Origin of the sequence: Reyranella humidisoli, from assembly GCF_019039055.1 — a bacterium.
GTDB lineage: Bacteria > Pseudomonadota > Alphaproteobacteria > Reyranellales > Reyranellaceae > Reyranella > Reyranella humidisoli.
This window is the reverse complement of record NZ_JAHOPB010000002.1, coordinates 210,811-234,022: the sequence shown is the minus strand read 5'-3', so window position 1 is coordinate 234,022 and position 23,212 is coordinate 210,811. Positions and strand designations below refer to the sequence as shown.

The 23,212-nt window shown below is 65.9% G+C and carries 26 protein-coding genes; 10 read left to right on the top strand and 16 right to left on the bottom strand.

Features of this window, described 5'->3' with window-relative positions:
* Nucleotides 1-15: 15 nt before the first annotated feature.
* Nucleotides 16-624, bottom strand: a complete 609-nt coding sequence (locus KQ910_RS19470; RefSeq protein WP_216964388.1) for a GNAT family N-acetyltransferase — start codon at nucleotides 622-624, stop codon at nucleotides 16-18.
* A 166-nt stretch (nucleotides 625-790) separates the two neighbouring features.
* Here KQ910_RS19470 and KQ910_RS19465 point away from each other — a divergent pair, with 166 nt between their 5' ends.
* Nucleotides 791-1,588: an aspartyl/asparaginyl beta-hydroxylase domain-containing protein gene (locus KQ910_RS19465; RefSeq protein WP_216964387.1), complete on the top strand. Its 798-nt coding sequence runs from the start codon at nucleotides 791-793 to the stop codon at nucleotides 1,586-1,588.
* A 35-nt stretch (nucleotides 1,589-1,623) separates the two neighbouring features.
* Here KQ910_RS19465 and KQ910_RS19460 read toward each other — a convergent pair whose 3' ends face one another.
* From KQ910_RS19460 to coxB, 12 genes are all read right to left on the bottom strand, one after another.
* Nucleotides 1,624-2,892: a M16 family metallopeptidase gene (locus tag KQ910_RS19460; protein WP_369408393.1), complete on the bottom strand. Its 1,269-nt coding sequence runs from the start codon at nucleotides 2,890-2,892 to the stop codon at nucleotides 1,624-1,626.
* On the bottom strand, nucleotides 2,889-4,334 hold the full coding sequence (gene thrC, locus KQ910_RS19455; protein ID WP_216964386.1) for a threonine synthase: 1,446 nt from the start codon (nucleotides 4,332-4,334) through the stop codon (nucleotides 2,889-2,891). Before thrC ends, KQ910_RS19460 begins: the two co-directional genes overlap by 4 nt.
* 69 nt (nucleotides 4,335-4,403) lie before the next feature.
* The gene (locus KQ910_RS19450; RefSeq protein WP_216964385.1) at nucleotides 4,404-4,655 is read right to left on the bottom strand and encodes a DUF1272 domain-containing protein; all 252 of its coding nucleotides are present in this window, start codon (nucleotides 4,653-4,655) and stop codon (nucleotides 4,404-4,406) included.
* Nucleotides 4,656-4,664: 9 nt separating this feature from the next.
* Nucleotides 4,665-6,167, bottom strand: a complete 1,503-nt coding sequence (locus tag KQ910_RS19445; protein WP_216964384.1) for a carboxypeptidase M32 — start codon at nucleotides 6,165-6,167, stop codon at nucleotides 4,665-4,667.
* Nucleotides 6,164-6,901, bottom strand: a complete 738-nt coding sequence (locus KQ910_RS19440; RefSeq protein ID WP_216964382.1) for an SURF1 family protein — start codon at nucleotides 6,899-6,901, stop codon at nucleotides 6,164-6,166. Before KQ910_RS19440 ends, KQ910_RS19445 begins: the two co-directional genes overlap by 4 nt.
* 27 nt (nucleotides 6,902-6,928) lie before the next feature.
* A complete protein-coding gene (locus KQ910_RS19435) occupies nucleotides 6,929-7,291 on the bottom strand; it encodes a DUF983 domain-containing protein (RefSeq protein WP_216964381.1) in 363 nt (120 codons plus the stop codon).
* 66 nt (nucleotides 7,292-7,357) lie between these two features.
* The gene (locus tag KQ910_RS19430) at nucleotides 7,358-8,230 is read right to left on the bottom strand and encodes a cytochrome c oxidase subunit 3 (RefSeq protein ID WP_216964378.1); all 873 of its coding nucleotides are present in this window, start codon (nucleotides 8,228-8,230) and stop codon (nucleotides 7,358-7,360) included.
* Nucleotides 8,231-8,232: 2 nt separating this feature from the next.
* Nucleotides 8,233-8,835 (bottom strand): cytochrome c oxidase assembly protein, encoded by a 603-nt coding sequence (locus KQ910_RS19425; RefSeq protein WP_216964376.1) that lies wholly within the window; start codon nucleotides 8,833-8,835, stop codon nucleotides 8,233-8,235.
* Nucleotides 8,832-8,972 carry a cytochrome c oxidase system small membrane protein gene (locus tag KQ910_RS19420; protein ID WP_216964374.1) on the bottom strand — a complete coding sequence of 47 codons (141 nt, stop codon included), beginning with the start codon at nucleotides 8,970-8,972 and terminating at the stop codon, nucleotides 8,832-8,834. Before KQ910_RS19420 ends, KQ910_RS19425 begins: the two co-directional genes overlap by 4 nt.
* A gap of 8 nt (nucleotides 8,973-8,980) precedes the next feature.
* Complete coding sequence (gene cyoE / locus KQ910_RS19415; RefSeq protein ID WP_216964372.1) at nucleotides 8,981-9,913, bottom strand: heme o synthase; 933 nt, start codon at nucleotides 9,911-9,913, stop codon at nucleotides 8,981-8,983.
* A 48-nt stretch (nucleotides 9,914-9,961) separates the two neighbouring features.
* Nucleotides 9,962-11,599 (bottom strand): cytochrome c oxidase subunit I, encoded by a 1,638-nt coding sequence (gene ctaD / locus KQ910_RS19410; protein ID WP_216964371.1) that lies wholly within the window; start codon nucleotides 11,597-11,599, stop codon nucleotides 9,962-9,964.
* A gap of 24 nt (nucleotides 11,600-11,623) precedes the next feature.
* Nucleotides 11,624-12,490: a cytochrome c oxidase subunit II gene (gene coxB, locus KQ910_RS19405; protein ID WP_216964369.1), complete on the bottom strand. Its 867-nt coding sequence runs from the start codon at nucleotides 12,488-12,490 to the stop codon at nucleotides 11,624-11,626.
* A 277-nt stretch (nucleotides 12,491-12,767) separates the two neighbouring features.
* On the opposite strand from coxB, the gene KQ910_RS19400 reads away from it, so the two are divergent.
* Nucleotides 12,768-13,313: a peptidylprolyl isomerase gene (locus KQ910_RS19400; RefSeq protein ID WP_216964367.1), complete on the top strand. Its 546-nt coding sequence runs from the start codon at nucleotides 12,768-12,770 to the stop codon at nucleotides 13,311-13,313.
* 27 nt (nucleotides 13,314-13,340) lie between these two features.
* On the opposite strand, the gene KQ910_RS19395 is transcribed toward KQ910_RS19400, so the two are convergent.
* Together KQ910_RS19395 and KQ910_RS19390 are read right to left on the bottom strand one after the other, a co-directional pair.
* Nucleotides 13,341-13,715 carry a nuclear transport factor 2 family protein gene (locus KQ910_RS19395; protein WP_216964365.1) on the bottom strand — a complete coding sequence of 125 codons (375 nt, stop codon included), beginning with the start codon at nucleotides 13,713-13,715 and terminating at the stop codon, nucleotides 13,341-13,343.
* A gap of 16 nt (nucleotides 13,716-13,731) precedes the next feature.
* Entirely contained in the window at nucleotides 13,732-14,721 is a 990-nt protein-coding gene (locus KQ910_RS19390; RefSeq protein ID WP_216964363.1) for a zinc-dependent alcohol dehydrogenase family protein, read from the bottom strand.
* A gap of 84 nt (nucleotides 14,722-14,805) precedes the next feature.
* Here KQ910_RS19390 and KQ910_RS19385 point away from each other — a divergent pair, with 84 nt between their 5' ends.
* Genes KQ910_RS19385 through KQ910_RS19375 form a run of 3 tightly spaced genes read left to right on the top strand, consistent with a single transcriptional unit; the run spans nucleotide 14,806 to nucleotide 18,014 of the window.
* On the top strand, nucleotides 14,806-16,245 hold the full coding sequence (locus KQ910_RS19385; RefSeq protein WP_216964361.1) for a circularly permuted type 2 ATP-grasp protein: 1,440 nt from the start codon (nucleotides 14,806-14,808) through the stop codon (nucleotides 16,243-16,245).
* A gap of 9 nt (nucleotides 16,246-16,254) precedes the next feature.
* Nucleotides 16,255-17,187: an alpha-E domain-containing protein gene (locus KQ910_RS19380; RefSeq protein WP_216964359.1), complete on the top strand. Its 933-nt coding sequence runs from the start codon at nucleotides 16,255-16,257 to the stop codon at nucleotides 17,185-17,187.
* Nucleotides 17,188-17,192: 5 nt separating this feature from the next.
* Nucleotides 17,193-18,014, top strand: a complete 822-nt coding sequence (locus KQ910_RS19375; protein WP_216964357.1) for a transglutaminase family protein — start codon at nucleotides 17,193-17,195, stop codon at nucleotides 18,012-18,014.
* Here KQ910_RS19375 and KQ910_RS19370 read toward each other — a convergent pair.
* Entirely contained in the window at nucleotides 18,011-18,517 is a 507-nt protein-coding gene (locus tag KQ910_RS19370; protein ID WP_216964355.1) for a hypothetical protein, read from the bottom strand. The two genes, KQ910_RS19375 and KQ910_RS19370, sit on opposite strands and share 4 nt — an antisense overlap.
* Before the next feature lie 129 nt (nucleotides 18,518-18,646).
* Here KQ910_RS19370 and KQ910_RS19365 point away from each other — a divergent pair, with 129 nt between their 5' ends.
* The 5 genes from KQ910_RS19365 to KQ910_RS19350 all read left to right on the top strand — a co-directional run bounded on the left by KQ910_RS19365 (nucleotide 18,647) and on the right by KQ910_RS19350 (nucleotide 23,128).
* A complete protein-coding gene (locus KQ910_RS19365) occupies nucleotides 18,647-19,849 on the top strand; it encodes a pyridoxal phosphate-dependent aminotransferase (RefSeq protein ID WP_216964353.1) in 1,203 nt (400 codons plus the stop codon).
* 168 nt (nucleotides 19,850-20,017) lie between these two features.
* On the top strand, nucleotides 20,018-22,093 hold the full coding sequence (locus KQ910_RS19360; protein ID WP_216964351.1) for an elongation factor G: 2,076 nt from the start codon (nucleotides 20,018-20,020) through the stop codon (nucleotides 22,091-22,093).
* Between the two features lie 94 nt (nucleotides 22,094-22,187).
* A complete protein-coding gene (locus tag KQ910_RS27025) occupies nucleotides 22,188-22,310 on the top strand; it encodes a hypothetical protein (protein ID WP_255560294.1) in 123 nt (40 codons plus the stop codon).
* A 66-nt stretch (nucleotides 22,311-22,376) separates the two neighbouring features.
* A complete protein-coding gene (locus tag KQ910_RS19355) occupies nucleotides 22,377-22,622 on the top strand; it encodes a hypothetical protein (RefSeq protein WP_216964349.1) in 246 nt (81 codons plus the stop codon).
* A 68-nt stretch (nucleotides 22,623-22,690) separates the two neighbouring features.
* The gene (locus KQ910_RS19350; protein WP_216964348.1) at nucleotides 22,691-23,128 is read left to right on the top strand and encodes a hypothetical protein; all 438 of its coding nucleotides are present in this window, start codon (nucleotides 22,691-22,693) and stop codon (nucleotides 23,126-23,128) included.
* Nucleotides 23,129-23,212: the final 84 nt, after the last annotated feature.

The following is a 23,212-nucleotide window of genomic DNA, read 5'->3' as shown; positions in this document are numbered from 1 at the left end:
CGGGGCCTCGGCCCGTTACCGGGGCGCCCGCAAGAGAGCGTCGTAGTCGGCGCGCAGCAGCGCGAACAGAAGATGGTCGGCCCATTGGCCGTTGATCCGGAGATACTGCCGCGCCAGCCCCTCCTCGTGGAAACCGACTTTCGTCAACACGCCCTTCGAGGGCTCGTTGTGCGGCAGGCAGGCCGCCTCGAGCCGGTGCAGGCGGAGGTCATCGAACACGAACGGCAGCGTGGCGCGCAGCCCGTCGGTCATCAGCCCCTGGCCGGCATAGGGCTGGCCCATCCAGTAGCCGACCGATGCCGTCTGGGCGACGCCACGGCGCACGTTGCTGAGGTTGATGCCGCCCACCAGACGGCGCCCTTCGTTGGTGAAGACGAACAGGCCATAGGCCTCGCCCGCCCGCCATTCCTTGGCCTGCTGGCGCAGGCGGCGACGGAAATGGTCCCGGGCCAGCGAGTCTTCGGGCCAGGTCGGCTCCCAGGGGGTGAGGAAGGCCCGGCTGCGGGCGCGCAATTCGGCCCATTCCGGCCAGTCGTCCATGCTGGGCGCACGCAGAAATACGCGCTTCCCGGCGATCCGGGTCATCCCTGACAGCGACAACGGGACGTCGGCAAAACGGAACATATTGGTCTATACTAGCGGTTATTCAGAATTGTTGCATGTTTTCCGGGCTCTGGCGTAGGAAATTGAGACGGTCCGCCGCGCGTGGCAGCGTCAAAAGAGCCGCCGCTGTTTGGCCAAATCGGCGTACTACACTCCATCGGTTGAAAGTCCTCGAGGCACATCGGTCATGGAATCCGCGAACAAACCAAATGTCGGCGAAAAGGGCAGATTCTATCTGACCAAGCACATCTGGCTTCCCCAGCAGCCGCTGGAGGATTTCAACCTGAAGCTCTCCGACGTGATCCTGCGGAACATGCCGAAGCTGCCGCTGGGCGGCGAGGACGCCCTCAAGGTCTTTCCAGTCCTGGCCGAACTCAAGAAGAGCCACGACAAGATCAAGGCCGACCTCAACTACCTCCTCAGCCATCACGAGGAGATTCCCGCCCTGCACGAGGTGCATCCGCGCGACCTCTACGTGCCCGGCCGGGCCTGGCGCACCTTCATCCTGAAGCTGTGGGGCCACGAGGTGACGGAGAATGCCGCGGCGGTACCGGACACGATGGCCGCGATCGCCAGGATCCCGGGCGTCCATTCGGCTCTGTTCAGCATCCTGGCCGGTCGCGCCGAGATCGAGCCCCATCGCGGCTCCGCCGCCGGCGTCATCCGCTTCCACTATCCGTTGATCGTGCCGAAGGAACCGGAGAAGTGCTGGATCGAGATCGGTGGCCACCATTTCTTCTGGAAGGAAGGCGAGCCGCTGGTGTTCGACGACACGCGCGAGCACTGGGTGAAGAACCAGACCGACGAGACGCGCGTCGTGCTGATCATCGACTTCAACGCCCCGATGCCCTTCCCGGTAAACCTCTATACCGGCCTGCGCTACAACATCGTCCGCCGCAGCACCGAAGTGAAGACCGTCATCAAACGCGCCTCCATCGGCGTCCCCCCGCGCACGGCGCAGCCCGCGCTCGCCAAGGCTGCCTAGTTGGAGCGCGCCACTGGAGTGGCGCGCTCCAATGATTAGGCCGCAAGGCGCGCGGCGATCTTGTCGAGGGATTCGAGGCCGTTGATCGGGCCCAGTGCGGCCAGCGTGAGATCGCTCCGGAGCAGGCGCTTCGCGACACGACGCACGGCGTCCTGGTCGACCGCCTCGATGCGCGACACGATCTCTTCGTAGGGAATCGTGCGACCGTGTACGATCAGGTGGCGCGCCGCCTGCTCGCAGCGCGAGCCGCTCGATTCCAGCGCCATGAGCGTGCCGGCCTTGATCTGGTTGCGGGCACGCACGAGTTCCTGCTCGTTCAGCGTGTCGGCGACGCCCACGAATTCCTCGCAGACCGCCGGAATCAGCTCCGCCAGATCGTCCTCGCCCGTGCCGGCATAGATGCCGAACAGGCCGCCGTCGGCGTAGGCGGTGTTGAAGCAGTGGATGCCGTAAACCAGGCCGCGATCCTCGCGTATGCGCTGGAAGAGGCGCGAGGACATGCCGCCGCCGAACAGGGTCGAGTAGATCGCCAGCGCGAAATAGTCGGGGTCGCGGTAGCCGATACCCTCGCAGCCCAACACGAGATGCGCCTGCTCGAGCACACGCTGCTCGCGGCCGTCGCCGCCGACATAAGCGAGCGGCACCGGCCGCTCGGCACCGGCCGGCGTGCGCGGCACGGAGCCGAAATGCTTCTCGGCGAGGTCGACGATCTGGTCGTGCTCGACGCGGCCGGCGGCCGACAGGACCATGTTGGAGGCCGTATAGTGACGCGCCAGATAGGCGAAGAGATCGTCGCGGCCGATCGCCTCGACCGAGGTCGCGGTCCCCAGCACCGGCCGGCCGAGCGGCTGGCCCGGCAGCGCGGTTTCCTGGAACTGGTCGAAGATGATGTCGTCAGGCGTGTCGAGCGCCTGGCCGATCTCCTGCAGGATCACGCCGCGCTCGCGCTGCAGCTCGTCCGGGTCGAACACCGAATTGCGAAGAATGTCCGAAACCATCTCGACGCCCAGCGCCACGTCCTCTTTCAGGACCGAGGCGTGGTAGGCGGTGATCTCGCGGCCGGTATAGGCGTTCAGGCTGCCGCCGACATTCTCGATCTCCTCGGCGATGGCGCGGGCGCTGCGGGTCCGCGTGCCCTTGAACGCCATGTGCTCCAGCATGTGAGCCATGCCGTTCAGTTCGGCCGATTCGTGACGCGTGCCGCAGGCGACCCAAATGCCGAGCGAAGCCGATTCGACCTCGGGCATCGGATCCACCGCCACGCGCAGGCCGTTGCCGAGGGTGGTGACCTTGACGTTGCTCACGGGCGCACCTTTTCCCGGCCTGCCGGCGCTTTGGCCATTTCCCGGCGTTCATCGATCATGGTTTTCAGGGCCTCGACGTCGTTGCGCAGGCCGTCCGAGCGCTCGGTGCGCTCGAGCAGGTCGGCGAGGCGGGCCGGCAGTCGCGGCCGCTGGCCGGTCGCCTTCTCGACGGCGTCGGGAAACTTGGCGGGATGCGCCGTCGCCAGCACGACCATCGGAATCGAAGCGTCGCGGCGATGCTGCTGGGCTAGCGCGTAGCCAACCGCAGTATGCGGATCGATCGTCTCGCCGTAGCGCTTCAGGCAGTCTTCCATGGCGGCCAGCGTGCCGGCATCGTCGAGACGGCCGGCGTCGAACAGCTCGCGCACGCCCGCAAGGACGTTGCCGCCGACCTTGAGCGTGCCGGTGCTACGGAACGAGGTCATTGCCTCCGCGAGCGCCACGCCGTTGCGGTCGTAGAGGTCGAACAGCAGCCGCTCGAAGTTGCTGGAGATCTGGATGTCCATGCTGGGGCTCAGCGTCGGCACGACCTCGGACGTCGTCATCGTGCCGCTTTCGAAGAAGCGCGCGAGGATGTCGTTGCTGTTGGCGCCAACCACGAAGTGGGAGATCGGCAGGCCCATCTGCTTCGCGGCGTAGCCCGCGTAGACGTTGCCGAAATTGCCGCTGGGCACGCTGAACGCCACGGCACGTTCCGGTGCGCCGAGCTTCAGGGCGGCCCAGAAGTAATAGACGATCTGCGCCATCACGCGGGCGAAGTTGATCGAGTTCACGGCCGTCAACGCGTAGCGATCGCGGAATTCGAGATCGTTGAAGCAGGCCTTGGCGAGATCCTGGCAGTCGTCGAACGTGCCCTGGACCGCGATGTTGTGGACGTTGGCCGCCAGCACCGTCGTCATCTGCCGCCGCTGGACCTCGCTCACGCGGCCCTTGGGGAACAGCATGAAGATGTCGATGGTCTTGCGGTCACGCACTGCCTCAATGGCAGCCGAGCCGGTATCACCGGAAGTGGCGCCGACGATGGTCGCGTGCCGGCCGCGCGCCGTCAGCGTCTGGTCGAGCATGCGGCCGAGCAGCTGCAGCGCCACGTCCTTGAAGGCGAGCGTCGGGCCGTGGAAGAGCTCCAGCAGGTGCAGGCCCGAATCGCCCAGCGGCTTCAGCGGTGCAACCTCGGGCGTCTCGAACGAGGCATAGGCCTCGCCGATCAGGCGGCGGAAGGTCGCCTCGTCGAACGTATCGCCGACGAAAGGCCACATCACGCGGAAGGCAAGCTCGGTGTAGCCCAGCCCCTTCAGGGCCGCGATCTCGGACTTGCTGAACCGCGGCCACTCGGCGGGCAGATAGAGGCCGCCGTCGCGCGCCAGGCCGGCGAGCATTATGTCTTCGAAGCCAAGCGGCGCAGGCGTGCCCTGCGAGCCGTGGCGGGTGCTGATGTAACGCATTAACGATTGCTCCGAGCGAGGCGCAAGAAAGATCTCTCCGCTCCGCTTCGCTCCGGTCGGGATGACAAGTCAGGCGACCTGCCGACAGGCCTCATGGTCCTTGCGGACCCGTTTGGTGGAGGCCGGGAACTTGGCCAACGCCTTCTCGGGGCGGGTCGGGCGCTTTACCAGATCGCCGCCGCAGTTCGGGCAATGTCCGCCCAACCGGGTTCGCGCGCAGTCGGCGCAGAACGTGCACTCGAAAGTGCAGATCAGGGCGTCGGACGCGCCGTTGGGCAGGTCCTTGTCGCAGCATTCGCAGTTGGGGCGGAGGTCGAGCATGCTTCCCTATTACGCCGGGAGGTAGCGGCTTTCCAGATGCGCTTTGAAGGCGGCCGCCCCCAGCGGCGCCCCGGTGGCCCCGGTCAGGATCTCGTCGGTCGTGGCGATCGATCCCTTGCCGTGCACGTTTGACCGTAGCCAGCCCAGCAACGGCGCGAAATCACCCCGCCCGATGGCAGCCATCAGGTCCGGATTGGCCTGACGGGCGGCGGCAAAGAGCTGGGCGGCGGCCAGCGCGCCCAATGTATAGGTCGGGAAATAACCCCAACCGCCGTCGGGCCAATGGATGTCCTGCAGGCAGCCCAGCGAATCGTCCGGAGGCACGATGCCCAGAAGCTCGCGCATGCCGTCGTTCCAGGCTCCGGGCAGGTCCGCCAGCGCAAGATCGCCCGCCAGCATCGCGCGCTCCAGCCGGTAGCGCAGCATGATGTGCAGCGGATAGGTGACCTCGTCGGCATCGACGCGGATGAAGCCCGGCGCCACACGCGTGTAGAGCCGGTGGATGTTGTCCTCGGTCCAGGCCGGCCCGTCCTTGCCGAAAGCGACCCGCATGCGCGGCGCGGCGAAGGCCACGAAGGCGTCGCTGCGGCAGGCCTGCATCTCCATCAGCAGCGACTGGCTCTCGTGCAGGGTCATGCCGCGGGCATTGCCAACCGGCTGACGCCGCCACGCTTTGGGAAGCCCCGCCTCGTAGAGCCCATGCCCGGTTTCGTGCAGCACGCCCATCAGGGAGCGGGCGAAATCCTGCTCGTCGTAGCGCGTCGTGATGCGCACGTCGTCCGCGGTGCCGCCGGTGAAGGGATGCGCCGACACGTCGAGGCGACCGTGGTGGAAGTCGAAGCCGATCCGGCGGATCAGTTCTTCGCCCAGCCGGCGTTGGGCCTCGGCCGGGAACGGGCCTTCCAGCGGCAGCGGATCGGGCCGGCTCTTCTGGCGCTCGATTACGCGCCCCAGCAGATCGGGCAGGAAGCCGCGCAGCTCGTCGAACAGGGCGTCGATGCTCACCGAGCGCCCGCCCGGCTCGAATTCGTCGAGCAGCGCGTCGTACAGCGAGGTGCCGAGTGCCGCGGCCTTGGCCTCGCCGACGCGACACATGATGTTTAGGACTTCGGTGAGCGTCGGCAGCAGCGACTTGAAGTCGGCATTCTTCTTCGCCGAACGCCAGGCCAGCTCGCAGGCCGAGCAGGCCCGCGTGCGGGCCTCGACGAGGTCGGCCGGCAGGGCACTCTCATGCACCCAGGCGCGGCGCATCTCGCGGAGGTTGGCGGCCTGCCACGCGTCGAGCGAGGCCCTGCCCTCCTCCGCGCGCGACAGGAGATCGGACATCTCCGGCGCGGCGATCATCTCGTGGGCGATCACGCCCAGCGTCGCGAGCTGGTCGGCGCGATCGCCGCTGGCTCCGTCGGGCATCATGGTCGAGCGATCCCAGTTCAGGATCGCCGCCGCGCGGCCGACATCGCTCAACCGGGCGAAGCGGCGCTCGAGCTCGGCATAGGGATCGTTCGCGATCATGGGGTCTTGCGCCGCCCGTTGATTTCGAGCCGGCCGTTCTCCCAATGATAGGCGAGATAGACGCCCGCCAGTGCCAGCGCGAGCAGGAACCAGGTGATGGCGTACTGGAGATGGTCGTTGGGGATCTCGAGCCGCGTCTGGCCGCCGACCGGCACGCCGCCCGGATTGGGCGTGGAGTCGGCTTCGAGGAAGAACGTGTCGAGCTTCGGGTCGGGCGATGCACCCGCCAGCTTGCGCATCAGCGGCACGTCCGCCTGGAACCAGACATTCTTGTCGGGGACGTTCTCGGGCGCGAAGCGCGCCCGGATCTGCGAGCGGCGGACGAGACCGGTCACCTCGACGCGCCCCGTCGTCCTGGTGATGGCCTGCGTCGCGGCAGCACGGTCCGGCACCCAACCGCGATCGAACAGAATCACGCGCCCGTCGTCGGTCTTGAGGGGCACGATCACCTGCAGCCCGACCTTGTTCTTCAGGCTCCGCGCGGCGAGAAAGAATTCGTGGCCGTGCTCGAACGTGCCCGCGACCTTCACGCGTCCGTACTCATGGCGCAGCGGCGTGCCGCCCAGAAGCTGATCGAGCGTCATCGCAGGTGCGGCCTGGTTGGTGGCGATGCGATCGATGATGTCGCGCTTCCATTCTCGACGCTCCATCTGCCACAGGCCGAGGCCCAGCGAGAGCACCAGGATCGGCAGCGAGACGAGCGTGGGCCAGAACGCGGGCCTCAACCGGATCATCGTATCTCCTCCAACCGTCGAGTTCGCCTAATCATCGAGTTCGGTCGTGCGGTGGACGAACTGCTGGGCGACCAGCAGCGCCTTCAGGAAACGCAGCATCCACACCGCCAGCGAGAAGGTGAGCGGCAGCCAGATCAGGACATGCATCCACCAGGGCGGCTCGTAGCGGAACTCCACCCAGAAAACGAGCATCATGATGATGGCGCCCAGTCCCAGGATGACGAAGACCGCGGGGCCGTCGCCGGCATCGTTGCCGCGCAGGTCGAGGTCGCATACGGCACAGCGATCCACGACGTTCAGCAGGCCGCCGAACAGCCTGCCCTTGCCGCAGCGCGGGCAGGCGCCTCGCAGGGCGACGTCGAACGGCGATTGGCGTGGCCAGTCTGACAAGTGCCTCTCCCAAATGCGAACCGCCGGGGAGCACCCGGCGGTTCCAAGATAGTCCGTAGTCCCGCGTCAGTGCAGGGCGATCGGTGCCTTTCCGGCGCCCCACCAGTAGATGCAGAAGAACAGGAACAGCCAGACCACGTCGACGAAATGCCAGTACCAGGCAGCGGCTTCGAAGCCAAAATGCTGCTTGGGCTTGAACTGGCCCTTCGAGGCGCGGATCAGGCAGACGATCAGGAAGATCGTGCCGACCAGGACGTGGAAGCCGTGGAAGCCCGTCGCCATGAAGAAGGTCGACGTATAGATGTCCTGGCTGAACGTGAACGGCGCGTGAATGTATTCGTAGGCCTGGACGCTCGTGAAGATCAGGCCGAGGAGGACGGTGCAGAGCAGGCCGCGGACGGCATCCTTCTGGTTGCCCTCGATGATCGCGTGATGCGCCCAGGTCGCGGTGGTGCCCGACAGCAGCAGGATCAGCGTATTCATCAGCGGCAGGTCGAACGGCGCGATGATGCTGATGCCCTTCGGCGGCCAGATGCCCCCGGTCGCTTCCGCGCGGACCGGCATGTTGGGCGCGCCGGGATACAGCGCGGCGTCGAAGAACGCCCAGAAGAAGGCCGCGAAGAACAGCACTTCCGAGGCGATGAACAGGATCATGCCGTAGCGCAGGCCGAGCTGGACGACCGACGTGTGATAGACTCGCGACTCGGCGATCACGTCGCTCCACCACCAGTACATGACGCCCAGCACCAGCAGCAGGCCGGGGGCGAGCGCCCACCAGTGGATCGACTTCATGACGGTCGCAATGCCCGCGCCCAACATGTCTGGATGCAGCGCAAGCCCGAAGCCCAGCGCCAGCAGGAGCGCGGCGAACGAACCCAAGGCCGGCCACGGGCTGGGGTCGACCAGATGATAGGGATGCTTCGGAGTACCGCCGGCCATGTTCATCCACCCTTTCCGATATCGTTGCCCGGCACGCCGCCGAGCAAGGTCCTGGCCCGTTCCGTCTTCGCCTCGAAGAAAGTGTACGAGAGCGTGATGGTCCGGATGTTGTCGTAGCGCCGATCCTTGTCCAACTCGGGATCGACGAAGAAGATCACGGGCATGTCGACGGACTGCCCGGGCAGTAGCAACTGCTCGGTGAAGCAGAAGCACTGGAGCTTGTTGAACCAACCGCCGGCCGTTTCGGGCGTGACGTTGTAGGTCGAGGTGCCGACGGCCGCGCGCTGCGAGAGATTGGTCACGCGGTAATAGGCGAGATACTCCTCGCCCAGCCGGACCTTCACCTCGCGCTGCAGCGGCTGGAACTTCCAGGGCAGCGCCGTGTCGACGTTGGAATCGAAGCGCACGTTGACCGTGCGATCGAGGATCGGCCGGTCGCCGGCCTGGGCCACCACCGGGGTGCCGCCAAAGCCCGTGGTGCGGCAGAACAGGTCGTAGAGCGGCGCAGAGGCATAGGCGAAGGCGCCCATCCCGGCCGTCGTGAGGAAAAGGCGGCGCGCGACCTTCTTGTTCTTGGCGGCGATGTCGGCCTTCCGGTCGCTCATCCGTAGCCGCCCATGCGCACGATCGTGAGCGCGAAGAACATGATCGCAAGGATGATCAGGAAACCCGCGATGAACAGGTTCTTGCCCCGCTGGCGGCGGTGCATGTCGGTATCGCCCGGTCGACGGTCCTGTGCCATGGCCGCGCTCATCCCGCGATCCGGCTCACGACCAGATCGACCGGCAGTGCCGCGAACAGCGCCGCGAGATAGATCAGCGAATAGCGGAACATTTTCCGCGCAGCACCGAAGGCAGTCTCGTCGTCGGCAGTGCGCCACACGGCGATCGCGTGACCGATGAAGCCGAGGCTGAGCGCGAGGGCGACCGTGCCGTAGACCCAGCCGACCGCGCCCAGAAGCGTCGGCGCGATTGCGACGGGCAGCAGGAGCAGCGTGTAGATCACCATCTGGCACTTGGTCTCGCGCGGACCCGCCACCACCGGCAACATCGGCACGCCAGCGCGGCGATAATCCTCGCTGCGGTAGAGCGCGAGTGCCCAGAAATGCGGCGGTGTCCAGAGGAAGACGAGCAGGAAGAGCGCAATGCCGACGGACGAGACGTCACCGGTCGCCGCGGCCCAGCCGATCATCGGCGGGAAGGCGCCGGCGGCGCCGCCGATCACGATGTTCTGTGGCGTGCGGCGCTTCAGCCAGATCGTGTAGATGAAGACATAGAACAGGATCGCCACGGCCAGCAGGGCGGCAGCGACGAGGTTCGTCGACACCGCCATCAGCAGCACCGAGAAGACCGACAGCAGCACGCCGAGGCCCAGCGCATCGTCGGGCGCCACGCGGCCGGCCGGCAGCGGGCGGTTGCGCGTGCGCGCCATCAGGGCGTCGAGGTCGCGCTCGTACCACATGTTGATGCAGCCGGCCGCGCCGGAGCCCAGCGCGATCGCGATCACCGCCAGCAACGTCTTGAACGGATGGACGTGCACCGGCGCGATCACCACGCCGATCCAGCCGGTGAAGACCACCAGCGACATCACGCGCGGCTTCAGCAGGTCGATGTAGTCGCGGACACGCGCCGGCGCGACGTCGCCATCGATCCTGCCAGTCAGAGTATGCGCGGTGTCGCTCATGTGCCTTTCAAGGCGAAGGCGCCTTCTTGGGGCGCCTCCGCTCCGTTCCTAGTGATGCGCCGTCGGCGAGATGTGCGGCAGTTCCTCGAAGGTGTGGAACGGCGGCGGCGAGTCGACCGTCCATTCCAGCGTCGTGGCACCTTCGCCCCAGTAGTTCGCCCCGACCTTGCGGCCGTACAGCAGGGTGCCGAACACCACGAAGATCAACCAGAAGATGGTCGCGCCGAACGACAGGAACGCACCGATCGACGACAGGTAGTTCCAGTGCGCCATCGCGTCGGGATAGTCGACGTAGTGACGCGGCATGCCGGCCAGCCCCGTGAAGTGCATCGGGAAGAACGTCAGGTTCACGGCGACGAAGGTCACCCAGAAGTGGATCTGGGCGGCCCACTCCGGATACTGCCGGCCCGACATCTTGCCGATCCAGTAGTAGAAGCCGGCGAACATGCCGAACACCGCACCCAGCGACAGCACGTAGTGGAAGTGCGCGATCACGTAGTAGGTGTTGTGCAGTGAGTAGTCGACGCCGGCATTGGCCAGCACCACGCCGGTGACGCCGCCGACGGTGAACAGGAAGATGAAGCCGATCGCCCACAGCATCGGGATGGTGAGACGGATCGAGCCGCCCCACATCGTGGCGATCCAGGAGAAGATCTTCACGCCCGTCGGGACGGCGATGACCATCGTCGCAGCCACGAAGTAGGCGCGCGTGTCGACGTCCATGCCGACCGTGTACATGTGGTGCGCCCACACGACGAAGCCGACGACGCCGATCGCCACCATCGCATAGGCCATGCCGAGGTAGCCGAAGATCGGCTTCTTGGCGAAGGTCGAGATGATGTGGCTGATGATGCCGAAGGCCGGCAGGATCATGATGTAGACTTCGGGGTGACCGAAGAACCAGAACAGGTTCAGGAACAGCGTCGGATCGCCGCCACCCTCGGCCTTGAAGAACGAGGTGCCGAAGTTGCGGTCGGTCAGCAGCATCGTGATGGCGCCGGCGAGGACCGGCAGCGCCAGCAGCAGTAGGAACGCGGTGACCAGGATCGACCAGGCGAACAGCGGCATGCGGTGCAAGGTCATGCCCGGCGCGCGCATATTCAGGATGGTCGTGATGAAGTTGATCGCACCCAGGATCGACGAGGCGCCCGCGATGTGCAGCGAGAAGATCGCGAGATCCATGCCGGCGCCCTGGTTGAGCGTGAGCGGCGGATAGATCGTCCAGCCGGTGCCCACGCCGCCGCCGATCAGGGCGGACATCAGCAGCAGGATGAAGGCCGGCGGCAGCAGCCAGAAGCTGATGTTGTTCATGCGCGGGAACGCCATGTCGGGCGCTCCGATCATCAACGGCACGAACCAGTTGCCGAAGCCGCCGATCAGGCCCGGCATGACCACGAAGAACACCATGATCAGGCCGTGCGCCGTCACGATCGTGTTCCAGAAATGGCCGTCCGGCGTACCGTCGGCACCATTGAAATACTGCACGCCCGGCTGCATCAGCTCGAGGCGCATGTAGACCGAGAAGCCTGCCCCGATCAGCGCCGCCATGATCGAGAAGATAAGGTACATCGTGCCGATGTCCTTATGGTTCGTGCTGTACAGCCAACGCCGGATGCCGGTCGGCGTGTGGTGGTCGTCGTGCCCGTGGGCGTTGTGGTCGTGGGCTGCGCCGTGCGCGGTGGCCATAATCAGTCTCCTGCGGAGAAGCGCTTAGCGGGTGGCGGGAGTGGAGACGGCGGCGACATCGGTCGCGGGCGCAAGCCCGGCGGCCTTCTTCTTGTCTGCCACCCATTTGTCGAAGTCGGCCTTGGAGACCACCTTTACGCCGATCGGCATGTAGGTGTGGTTCTGGCCGCAGATCTGCGAGCACTGACCGAAATAGAGGCCTTCTTCCTTGACGCTGATCCAGCCTTCGTTGAGGCGGCCGGGGATCACCGTCTTCTTGATACCGAAGCCCGGAACGGTCCAGCCGTGCATGCTGCCGCCCTCGGCGGTGCCGACGATGCGGACCACGGTGTTGGCCGGGATCACCATTTCCTCGTCGACGGCCAGCAGACGCGGCACCTGCGGCTTTGTCTTGGCGCGGTCGGCTTCGCTCAGCATGCGGCTTTCGACCGTGAAATCACCCTGGTCGGGGTAGTTGTAGGACCAGTACCACTGGTGCCCGGTGATCTTGATGGTCAGCGCCGCGTCGGTCGCCTTGTCGCTGTAGTAGAGCAGGCGGAAGGACGGAATGGCGATCACGACCAGGATCAGAATCGGGATGATCGTCCAGGCGATCTCGAGCCCCGTATGGTGGGTCGTGGCCGACGGCGTCGGATTGCGCGAGGAATGGAAGCGCCACATTGCGTAGAGCAGCAGCGCCAGCACGAAGACGCAGATCAGCGTGATGATGACCAGCAGAATGTCGTGGAGCGTTTCCACCCGCTCCATGATCGGCGTGTATGGCGGCGGGAAGTTCAGCTGCCAATCATGCGGCACACCGATGACCTTCTGCGCCTGGGCAGGCGCCGCGATGCCGAAACCGGCCATTGCCGCCAACAGTCCAAGAACGCCCAATACGCGCTTAACGACCATGCATCCGTCCCCTCGGCGGTTAAGACCCGGCAGGTTTTCCGACCCGCAAAATCCCCCGCATTTCAAACGGGTTAGTACCAGATATAGCCGTGGGTGGTAACGGGTTTTCAGCCCTCGTCGGTATGTGGCGGCCGGTCGCAGCCGCCCCGCGCGCGGTGGAATTCTCTCCGGGTTGCCAGGCCCAGGCCGCCCCGAAGTTGCCGCTTGTCTTTCGACGGTCGGCCTTTAAGGTCCCGCCCGCCGCGGCAAGACCGTGGATTCGCCGAAGGAAACCGTCATGCGGCTCGCCATTCTGACGCCCGTCCTTGCCGTCATTCTCATGTTCGCAGGAGCAGCCTCCGCCATGGATAAGGAAAACACCCTCTACATCGACCTCAAGGACGGCCGTGTCGTCATCGAGATGCGCCCGGACCTCGCCCCCAAGCACGTCGCCCAGATCAAGAAGCTGGCGCGCGAGGGCAAGTATGACGGCGTGGTCTTCCACCGCGTGATCGACGGCTTCATGGCGCAGACCGGCGATCCGACGGGCACCGGCAGCGGCGGCATGGGCGAGTTGCTCAAGTCCGAGTTCTCGAAGGAGCCGCACGTCCGCGGCTCGGTTTCGATGGCCCGCACCAACGACCCGAACAGCGCCCGCAGCCAGTTCTTCATCGTCTTCAAGGACTCGAACTTCCTCGACGGTCAGTACACCGTCTGGGGCAAGGTCACGTCCGGCATGGAGTTCGTCGACAAGATCAAGAAGGGCGCGCCGGGTTCGGGCGCCGTGTCCGCTCCGCCGGACAAGATGATCAAGGTCCAGGTCGCGGCGGACGCGAAGAGCTAGCCTCCTCGCGCCCCCGCGCAGTCGTCTCTACTTGGTAACGGTGTGGAAGGCCTTGGCAATCACCTGCCAACGGCCATCCACCTTGAGCAGTGTCAGATAGTCCGTGAAGTAGCGCGGCGGGATCTGGCACTCGACCTTGGCGAAGGCCGTCGCCGGGCCGGAAAAGTCGATCGAGACGATGCGGTCACGCCGCTCGCTGCCGCTGTCCCTGGCCGACTTGCGGCTCTCCACCATCTTGAACCAGTCGGCGCGCGGCATGTCCGCGGCCTTGCCGTCGGGGCCGGCGCTGTAGAGGTGCGAGGCCGGATGGAACGCCTCGCCGAGCTTTTTCGTGTCGCCCTCGTAGAGGCCGTCGAAATAGACCTGAAGCACCTTCTCGATGGCCGCGACGTCGGAATTCATCTGTTTTCTCCCTTGTTCAAATCGCGCCGTTGGGCGCCACCAGAATCTTGCCGTTGCGCCCGCCCTTGTCGGCATGCGCCAGCGCATCCTTGATCTTCTCGATCGGATAGACCGTGTCCACCGGGGCGTACAAGGTACCCGCCATCACCTGCGCCGCAAGCTCGGCATAGATTTCGCGGATCTTCGCCGCGTCCCGCCTGGCGAGACCGCGGCCCAGCATGAATCCCGTCAGCTTGATGCCGCGGTAAATGAGGTTGCTGCGCCCCACCTTGGGATCCTCGCCGCTCATCGAGCCGTAATGCACCACCGTGCCCTCGGTCGCGACGCAGTCGACGAGGCGGCCGGTCGCGGCGCCGCCGATCGCCTCGACGCCGAGCCGGATCGCGGCCTTGCCGGTCGCCCCGGCGACGCGCTCGGCGAGATCGTCGCCATCGACCAGCACGACATCGGCGCCGAGCGCCTTCAACTCGCCAGCCAATTCGGCGCGGCGCACGATGTTGACGGTGCGCAGGCCGCGCTGGTGGGCCTGCACGATCAGCAGGCGGCCGACCGCCGAGTTGGCGACGTTCTGGATGACCCATTCGCCGGGCGCGAGATCGACGAAGTCCGACAACATGAGCCGCGCCGTCGGCGGGTTGATGCGCACCATCGCCGCCTGGCGCAGGTCGATCCCCGCGGGCAGCGGGATGGCATCGTCGCCCTTTACGCGACGCTTCTGCGTCCAGTTCTCGCGCTGCAGGTTGATGACCAGGTCGCCCCTGGCGAGGTGCTTCACGGCCGAGCCGACCGCAGTGACGCGCCCCACGCATTCGGCCCCGGGCGTAGCCGGCAGCGGCGGCTTCAGCCGGTAACTGCCCTTGCAGAACCACATGTCGGCGGGGTTGATGGGGAAGGCCAGCACGTCGAAGACGACCTCGTCGGCCGCCGGCTCCCCCACATCGGGGACGTCGGCGCAGCGCGCCACGTCCCACGGCGTCCCGTACCGATCGATCAGCACCTGCTTCATGCCGCGCCTCCGCCCGATGGTTACGGGCACTTTGTTGGCCCGTCGATTGCTTATATGGTGATTTGACAGGGGGTGAAATGCCGGATGGCGATCAAGGCATTCGATGAAATGAATTCGGGTACGGACGGCTCTGTCCGGGTACCCTATCGTGGCGTCGCCGACTGGCTGGCGCGCACCTCGCCCGAACGGGTGGCGGCCACGCGCGCCGAAGTCGATCTCTTCTATCGGCGGCACGGCATCACCTTCGGCGCCTATGGCGCGGCCGAAGGGTCCGAAACGACGATCCCCTTCGACATCATCCCGCGCGTCATCGCGTGGGACGAGTGGCAGTTCCTCCACAAGGGCCTGTCGCAGCGCGTGCGGGCGCTGAACGCCTTCCTGAGCGACGCCTACGGCCAGCGCGAGATCTGCCGCGCCGGCATCATCCCCGAAGAGCAGATCCTGATGAACGGCGAGTTCGTCGCCATGGCGCAGGGGCTGCAACTGCCGGGTGGCGTGCACGCCCACATCGCCGGCATCGATCTCGTTCGCGTCGGCGAAAAGGATTTCTACGTCCTCGAGGACAATGTCCGCACGCCGTCGGGCGTGTCCTACGTCCTCGAGAATCGCGAAGTCATGATGCGGCTGGCGCCGGAGCTGTTCGCCGCCAAGAGCGTCCTCCCCGTGGCCGACTACAGCGAGGAATTGCTTGCAACGCTGCGCTCCGTGTCATTCAGCGACGGCCATGAGCCCAATGTCGTGCTGCTGACGCCCGGCCATTACAACAGCGCCTATTTCGAACACGCCTTCCTGGCCGACGAGATGGGCATCGAGTTGGTGAAGGGCTCCGACCTGTTCGTCGACGAGAGCCGCGTCTTCATGCGCACGCCGCGCGGACCGCAGCGGGTCGACGTGATCTACCGCCGCGTCGACGACGCTTTCCTCGATCCGCTGGCGATGCGCCCCGACTCATTCCTGGGCGTCGCCGGCCTGCTGGGCGCGCTCCGCGCCGGCCGCGTCAACATCGTGAACGCTCTGGGCAACGGCGTGGCCGACGACAAGTCGACCTACACCTACGTGCCGGAGATGGTGCGTTTCTATCTCGGCGAGGAGCCGATCCTGCAGAACGTGCCGACCTGGCGCTGCGACCGGGCCGACGACTACAAGTACGTGCTGGAGCACCTGTCCGAGATCGTGGTCAAGGAAATCCACGGATCGGGCGGCAAGGGCATGCTGGTCGGCCCAACGTCCAGCAAGGCCGAGATCGAGGAATTCCGCACGCTGCTGAAGGCACGACCGGACAACTACATCGCCCAGCCGACGCTCTCGCTCTCCACCTGCCCGACCTTCGTGAACCAGGGCGTGGCGCCGAGGCACGTCGACCTGCGACCGTTCGTGCTCTCGGGCAAGAAGATCACCATCGTGCCGGGCGGCCTCACGCGCGTCGCCCTCAAGGAGGGATCGCTGGTGGTGAATTCGAGCCAGGGCGGCGGCACCAAGGACACCTGGGTGCTGGCGCCCGACGCGCCCGCAGATGGCGAGTAGGCCGCACCGATGCTGAGCAGTACCGCCAAGAATCTCTACTGGATGGGCCGCTACCTGCAGCGCGCCAAGTCGACGGCGCGGCTGATCGAGGCGACCCAGCGCATGGCCCTGCAGTCGCGCGGCGAGGAAGCCGCCGGCGTCGCGGCGATCTTCGGCATGGAGGACGAATTCCGCCAGAGCCAGGCACAGGGCAAGCGGCTCGCCAGCCTGATCGACTTCCTGGTGCTCGACGAGAACAACCCCTCCTCCATCGTCAATTCGATTGGCGCCGCGCGGCGCAATGCCCGCGAAGAACGCAACAACATCACCGTCGACGTGTGGGAGAGCCTGAACGCGCTCTGGCTGGAGCTCAGCGCCCGGCTGCGCGGTAACCGCGCCAACCTCGATCGCGGCGCCTTGATCGAGTCGGTGAAGAAGCAGGCGGTGATGATCTTTGGCGCCGCGCAGGTGACCTTGCTGCGCGACGAGGCCAACAACTTCCTGCAGCTCGGCGCCTTCCTCGAGCGGGCCGACAATACCGGCCGCATCCTCGACGTGAAGTTCCACCTGCTGCGGCCCGACGGCAATCCCGGCGCCGAGGGCCTCGACTACTTCGCCTGGTCGGAGCTTCTGGCCTGCATCGGCGCCGTGCGAACCTATCGGCGCATCTATCGCAGCTCGCTCCATCCCAAGAAGGTCGCCGAGCTGATGATGCTGCGGCGCGACGTGCCGCGCTCCGTCCATCACTGCCTCTGGATGGTCGACCTCAACATGCGCGAGCTGGCCGAAGCCTACGGCACGCGCGGCGAGGCGGACCGGCTGGCGGGCGAACTGCACGCGCGGCTGCGCTACGCCCGCATCGATCAGGTGTTCGACATCGGGCTGGCGAAGTTCCTGGGCGAGCTGCGCAGCGACATGGGCACGCTGTCGAACGAAATCGGCCGCCAGTTCCTCCTGGATTGAGCAGAATGATGCGCTTCTCCGTCCATCACGCCACGCGCTTCCAGTTCGACCAGCCGTCGGGCCATTCGATCCACGACGTGCGCCTCACGCCCATGCCGGCGGCGGCGCAACGCATCGTGTCGTGGCGCATCGACGGCCCCGGCAAGCGGTCCGAATGGAAGGACGGCCATGGCAATCAGGTCACGACCTTCTCGGTCGCCCAGCGGCACGACAGCGTCGAGATCGTCGTGCAGGGAATCTACGAATACAGCGGCACCGACCAGTGGCTGCGCTACGCCGAGGAACCGACCCTGCCCGCGCCGTTCTGGCTGCGCAATTCGGGGCTCGCGCGCCATGACGAGAGCTTCGATCCGCTGATTGCGGGACTGGCCGCGCGTGCCGCCGAGCCGGCGCAGCGGGTCGCGGTGCTGCACGAGTTGATGGAGCGCATCTCCGAGCGGGTGGCCTACAAGACCGGGGTCTCGACCGTGGACACCACCGCCATCGAGGCGCTGACGCGCGGGGCCGGCGTAGCGCAGGACGAGGCGCACATCTTCATCGCCTGCTGCCGTCGCCTGGGCGTGCCGGCGCGCTACGTCAGCGGCTATCTTCGCAACGACGATCCCGAGCTGCGTGTCGGGCGCACCAGCCATTCCTGGGCGGAGGCCTGGGTCCCGGGCCTTGAATGGGTGGGCTTCGATCCCGCCAACAGCATCAGCCCGCGCGGTGACAGTTTGCGCGTGGCCGTCGGCCTCGACTATCGCGATGCGGCTCCGGTCAGCGGTCGCCGCGTCGGTTTCGGCGATGCCAGGATGACGGTCGAGGCCGCGGTCCGGCTGATCGACTAGGAGGCCGTCTCCCCGCCCCGCCTGTGGCGCCACAGGGCCGATATCAGCGCGAACACGTGCCTCGCCTGGATGAGCGCACCGATCGCGATCAGGACGACGGCGAGCGTCAGGAGCGAATATTCGTAGCCGACCGTGTTCACGATGCGGTCTGGCAGGCTGATCATCGCCACCGCGATTTCGGCGAACAGTCCCAGCACGAGCTGGGCGACCCCGTATTCGTGGCACATCTCGTCGATATGGACCTGCCATGCCTCGTCCGACCGGCCGGTTACGCCGAACCGCCTGCGGATCACCGCCCTCTCTTCCAGCGCCACCCCCCAGCCGATCATGATGAGCGCGATCGTCGAGGTGATCGTCACGGGCTCATGGGTGTCGACATGCCGGTTCACGCTCTTCATGACGTCGATGATCGTCAGCACCATCGGGATCAGGATGGCTGCATTCACCAGGGCGATGAAGGCCGGCGAGATCAGCGGCCGCAGCGGTACGAACAGGAACCTCATGTGACCTCTTTGCCCTAGCGGTGGTACGGCCCGCCTGACGATAAATACCGGCCCCTCGCCTTGCGGAAACCCCGCGTCGCGACTAGCTTCGCGCCGCTCTAAAAAATGCCTGAAGGAGGCATATTCGTCATGGCTCTCATCGCCGATCGTCTCAGCCGCATCAAGCCGTCTCCGACCAATGCCGCGCAGGGCAAGTTCCTGGAGATGAAAGCGGCGGGCAAAGACGTGATCGGCCTGGCCGCCGGCGAGCCCGACTTCCCGACCCCCGACCACATCAAGGAAGCCGCCTACAAGGCCATCCGCGAGAACGACACCAAGTACACGGCGGTTGCCGGCACGCCGGCGCTGCGCCAGGCGATCGTCGCCAAGATGAAGCGCGACCACGGCCTCGACTACAAGCCGTCGCAGACCGTCGTCACCTCGGGCGGCAAGCAGATCATCTTCAACGCCATGCTGGCGACGCTGAACCCCGGCGACGAGGTCATCGTTCCGGCACCGTACTGGGTCTCGTATCCCGAAATGGTGCTGTTCGGCGAAGGCACCCCGGTCATCGTGCAGTGCAAGGAAGAGAACGGCTTCAAGCTGACGCCGGAAGATCTCGACCGCGCCATCACGCCGAAGACCAAGTGGATCATCCTGAACTCGCCCAGCAACCCGACGGGCGCCGCCTACTCCAAGGCCGATCTCCGCGGCCTGTGCGACGTGCTGCTGAAGCATCCGCACGTCTACATCCTGACCGACGACATGTACGAGAAGCTCGTCTACGACGACTTCGTGTTCGCCACGCCGGCCGAGGTCGAGCCGCGCCTCTACGACCGCACGCTGACGATGAACGGCGTGTCGAAGGCCTACAACATGACGGGCTGGCGCATCGGCTACGCGGCCGGTCCGCAGGAACTGATCAACGCGATGATCACGGTCCAGTCGCAGAGCACCTCGAACGCCAGCTCGATCAGCCAGGCCGCCGCGGTGGCCGCGCTGAACGGCCCGACCGACTTCATTCCGAAGAACGTCGCCGTCTTCAAGCAGCGCCGCGACCTCGTCGTGTCGATGCTGAACCAGTCGAAGGGCATCAAGTGCCCGCGTCCCGAGGGCGCCTTCTACGTCTACCCGTCGGTCGCCGGCCTGATCGGCAAGAAGACGCCGGACGGCAAGGTCATCAAGGACGACACCGACTTCGTGAACTACCTGCTCGAGGCCGAAGGCCTCTCGGTGGTCCAGGGTTCGGCGTTCGGCCAGGGCCCGGCCTTCCGCATCTCCTACGCCACGGCGACGGAGTTGCTCGAGGAAGCCGGCCGCCGCATCCAGCGCGCCTGCGCCGCGCTGTCGTAAGTACTACTGACCTAATTCACCCCGCCCGGTCGTTTGACTCGTCTGGGCGGGGGTGAAAGCATTTCCATGACAAGTGAGCTTCGCTCCGGCTGAACGTTCGGACGCGCTACCTCATCCGAGACTTCCGTCCGGAGCTTCTACGCATTTGCGAAGAAGGAGGACGTTGTCATGGCCGAGTTCAAGACGGAGACTATCACTGGCGGCAGACCAGGCAGCGGCGCGCATCGCGTGGTGGCGCTGTGCGGGCCGTATCTGTCGGGCAAGACCAGCCTGCTCGAAAGCATTCTCTACGCCACGGGAGCCATCGGCCGGCGCGGCTCGACCCGCGCAGGCACCTCCATAGGCGACGCGGCCGCCGAAGCGCGCAAGCGCGGCATGGGCACCGAGATCAACGTCGCATCCGTCGACTATCTCGGCGACCAATGGACCTTCCTCGACGTCCCGGGCTCGATCGAGTTCCAGAACGACGCCTTCGCGGCGCTGGCCGTCTGCGACACCGCGGTCCTGGTCTGCGAACCGTCGCCCGAGCGCGTGATGGCGCTGACGCCGCTGCTGAAATTCATTGAGGACCGCCATATCCCGCACATCATCTTCGTCAACAAGATCGATTCCGCCGAAGTCCGCGTGCGCGACATGCTGTCGGCCCTGCAGGCCGTGTCGCAGCGCAAGCTGGTGCTGCGCCAGGTGCCGATCCGCCGTCCCGCCGCCGACGGCAGCGAGGAGACGGTGGGTTATGTCGATCTCGTGAGCGAGCGCGCCTATCGCTACAGGAGCAGCGGCGCCTCCGACCTGATCGAGATGCCGGCCGAGATCCTGCCGCGCGAGACCGAGGCGCGGCGCGACATGCTGGAAGCCCTCTCGGAGTTCGACGACACGCTGCTCGAGCAGCTCATCGAGGACATCGCGCCGGAGAAGTCGCTGATCTACCGCGACCTGCACGACGAGTTCGGTTCCGACCAGATCGCGCCGGTCCTGCTGGGCGCCGGCGACCGCGAAAACGGCGTGCGGCGCCTGCTGAAGGCGCTGCGCCACGACACGCCTGTCGTCGAGCAGACGGTCCAGCGGCGTGCCCTTGCCTCCAACACCACCCCTACGGCCGAGTGCTTCAAGGTCCTGCACCAGAGTCACGCCGGGAAGCTTTCGCTCTGCCGCGTCTGGTCTGGCTCGCTGCACGAGGGCCAGTCGGTCGGCGGCCAACGGATCGGCACGATCCTGCGGCCCTTCGGACAGCGGCTCGACAAGACCGCCGAAGCACGCGCCGGCGAGATCGTGGCGCTCGCCAAGGTCGAGGCGCTGTCGTCGGGGCAGACGCTCGGTGCCGCGGGCATCGCCGCCTCGCCCGACTTTCCCCCCGCCGAAGCGCCGGTCTTTGCACTCGCCGTCTCGGCGAAAAACAGGAACGACGAGGTCAAGCTCTCCGGCGCCCTGCACAAGATCGTCGACGAGGACCCCTCGCTGTCCTTCGAGGTGCGGGGCGAGACGCATGAGCTATTGCTCAAGGGCCAGGGCGAGATGCATCTCAAGGTCGCGGTCGACAAGCTCGCCGGACGCTACAATGTCGCCGTCGACACGACGGTGCCGAGGGTCGCCTATCGCGAGTCGATCCAGGCCGGCGCGCAGCAGCATGCACGCTACAAGCGGCAGACCGGCGGCCACGGCCAGTTCGCCGACATCAAGGTCGAGATCAAGCCGCTGCCGCGCGGCTCGGGCTTCCGCTTCGTCGACCGGATCGTGGGCGGCGTGGTGCCGCGCAATTTCATCCCCGCCGTCGAGCAGGGGCTGATCGAGTATCTGAAGGAAGGGCCGCTCGGGCAGCCGGTGGTCGATCTCGAAGTGACGCTGGTCGACGGCCAGTACCACGCCGTCGACAGTTCCGAGATGTCGTTCAAGATGGCCGCGCGCATCGCCATGAGCGAGGCCATGCCCAAGTGCAAGCCGGTGCTTCTGGAACCCATCCTGAAGGTCACCGTCACCGGGCCGAGCGATTCCACGCCCCGGCTGCAGCGGCTGATCTCGGGTCGGCGCGGCCAGCTCCTGGGCTACGACGCCCGCCCCGCCTGGCCGGGCTGGGACGAGGTCTCCGCGCTGATGCCCGAAGCCGAGATCGCCGACATGATCGTCGAGATCCGGTCGGTCACGCAGGGCATCGGCAGCTTCCGGACCGAGTTCGATCACCTGCAGGAGTTGGCCGGACGCACCGCCGACCGCATCGTCGAGGAAACGAAGAAGCATCAGGCGGCGTAGGTCACAAGGCGGTGAGGCCGGTCGAACGTCCTTCTCCAGCCTCGTTCGGCATCTCATATTCGTCCTGTGGAATGGTTCCACGGGAGAACGGTTCATGTTGAAGAGACGGTCTCTGATGGTGGGTGGCCTGGTGATGGCCTCCGCATCGTCACTGACCCGCGTCGCGAATGCCCAGGCTGGGCGCCCGACGCTGGTGTTCGTCGGTCACGAACTTTGAGGCGGCTGCAAGATCTGGCGTGCCCAGTCTGAGCCTGATTTCCTCAAGTCCGATGCTTTCAAGAAGATGGACTATCAGGTCGTCCATCCGGCCAATGCAGACCTTCTGATGGTCGAAGGAAGCTGGCCCACTCCGGCCAGGCCCATCAGGGCTGCTTTCCTCGAAAGCGAAGACGGCAAGAAGAGCCCCAATGCGACGCCACGCTTCATCCTGTTTCAGGATGGCAAGATCGTCCTCACCGTCACCGGCAACGGCGGCTGGAAGGACAGGATGTGGCCCAGGATCCAGGAAGTGACGGCCACCAAGGCCTAGTTTCCGGCGGACCGGCATTGCTCCATATTGTCCTCGTGGGATCTGCTCACGAGGGGAGACGTATTTCGATGCTGAAGAGACGTAGTGTGATCGCGGGCGGTCTCGTGCTGGCCGCCGCGCCGATGGTTGCGCGCGCCGTCGCGGCACAAGGCGCGAAGAAGCCCATCCTGATTTTCGCCGGCGACGAGACGTCAGAGGCCTGCAAGGTCTGGCGCACGCAATGGGAGCCGCTGTTCAAGCAGGCACCGGTGTTCCAGAAGGTCGACTATCGCGTCGTGTTCACCAAGACCCCGCAGTTGCTGCTGAAGCCCGCGAGCTGGCCCGCCGACCTTCGCTGGGTGCTCGACGCCTTCCTGATGAGCGAGGTCGGTATCGAGCAGGGAGCCGAGACGCCCCGCTTCTTCCTCATTCAGGGTGGACAGATCACCTTCACCGCCGTCGGCAACAATGCCTGGCGCGACGTCATGTGGCCGACCCTGCTCGACGTGACCAATTCGCAGCCTTAAGTCTTTCGTTACGTCACGTTGCGTCACAGTGCAGTGAGCAGGGTTGATTTGCGACCATCCGTCGCCGCGCCCATCTAGGGAGCG

Coding starts and splice junctions, on each gene's coding strand:
- ctaD (WP_216964371.1), bottom strand. CDS start 11,599: ATGGCCACCGCGCACGGCGCAGCCCACGACCACAACGCCCACGGGCAC.
- KQ910_RS19390 (WP_216964363.1), bottom strand. CDS start 14,721: ATGAAGCAGGTGCTGATCGATCGGTACGGGACGCCGTGGGACGTGGCG.
- thrC (WP_216964386.1), bottom strand. CDS start 4,334: ATGCGTTACATCAGCACCCGCCACGGCTCGCAGGGCACGCCTGCGCCG.
- coxB (WP_216964369.1), bottom strand. CDS start 12,490: ATGGTCGTTAAGCGCGTATTGGGCGTTCTTGGACTGTTGGCGGCAATG.
- KQ910_RS19375 (WP_216964357.1), top strand. CDS start 17,193: ATGATGCGCTTCTCCGTCCATCACGCCACGCGCTTCCAGTTCGACCAG.
- KQ910_RS27025 (WP_255560294.1), top strand. CDS start 22,188: ATGTTGAAGAGACGGTCTCTGATGGTGGGTGGCCTGGTGATGGCCTCC.
- KQ910_RS19395 (WP_216964365.1), bottom strand. CDS start 13,715: ATGAATTCCGACGTCGCGGCCATCGAGAAGGTGCTTCAGGTCTATTTC.
- KQ910_RS19350 (WP_216964348.1), top strand. CDS start 22,691: ATGCTGAAGAGACGTAGTGTGATCGCGGGCGGTCTCGTGCTGGCCGCC.
- cyoE (WP_216964372.1), bottom strand. CDS start 9,913: ATGAGCGACACCGCGCATACTCTGACTGGCAGGATCGATGGCGACGTC.
- KQ910_RS19380 (WP_216964359.1), top strand. CDS start 16,255: ATGCTGAGCAGTACCGCCAAGAATCTCTACTGGATGGGCCGCTACCTG.
- KQ910_RS19360 (WP_216964351.1), top strand. CDS start 20,018: ATGGCCGAGTTCAAGACGGAGACTATCACTGGCGGCAGACCAGGCAGC.
- KQ910_RS19440 (WP_216964382.1), bottom strand. CDS start 6,901: ATGATCCGGTTGAGGCCCGCGTTCTGGCCCACGCTCGTCTCGCTGCCG.
- KQ910_RS19400 (WP_216964367.1), top strand. CDS start 12,768: ATGCGGCTCGCCATTCTGACGCCCGTCCTTGCCGTCATTCTCATGTTC.
- KQ910_RS19355 (WP_216964349.1), top strand. CDS start 22,377: ATGGACTATCAGGTCGTCCATCCGGCCAATGCAGACCTTCTGATGGTC.
- KQ910_RS19450 (WP_216964385.1), bottom strand. CDS start 4,655: ATGCTCGACCTCCGCCCCAACTGCGAATGCTGCGACAAGGACCTGCCC.
- KQ910_RS19420 (WP_216964374.1), bottom strand. CDS start 8,972: ATGGCACAGGACCGTCGACCGGGCGATACCGACATGCACCGCCGCCAG.
- KQ910_RS19365 (WP_216964353.1), top strand. CDS start 18,647: ATGGCTCTCATCGCCGATCGTCTCAGCCGCATCAAGCCGTCTCCGACC.
- KQ910_RS19370 (WP_216964355.1), bottom strand. CDS start 18,517: ATGAGGTTCCTGTTCGTACCGCTGCGGCCGCTGATCTCGCCGGCCTTC.
- KQ910_RS19430 (WP_216964378.1), bottom strand. CDS start 8,230: ATGGCCGGCGGTACTCCGAAGCATCCCTATCATCTGGTCGACCCCAGC.
- KQ910_RS19465 (WP_216964387.1), top strand. CDS start 791: ATGGAATCCGCGAACAAACCAAATGTCGGCGAAAAGGGCAGATTCTAT.
- KQ910_RS19385 (WP_216964361.1), top strand. CDS start 14,806: ATGGCGATCAAGGCATTCGATGAAATGAATTCGGGTACGGACGGCTCT.
- KQ910_RS19425 (WP_216964376.1), bottom strand. CDS start 8,835: ATGAGCGACCGGAAGGCCGACATCGCCGCCAAGAACAAGAAGGTCGCG.
- KQ910_RS19445 (WP_216964384.1), bottom strand. CDS start 6,167: ATGATCGCGAACGATCCCTATGCCGAGCTCGAGCGCCGCTTCGCCCGG.
- KQ910_RS19470 (WP_216964388.1), bottom strand. CDS start 624: ATGTTCCGTTTTGCCGACGTCCCGTTGTCGCTGTCAGGGATGACCCGG.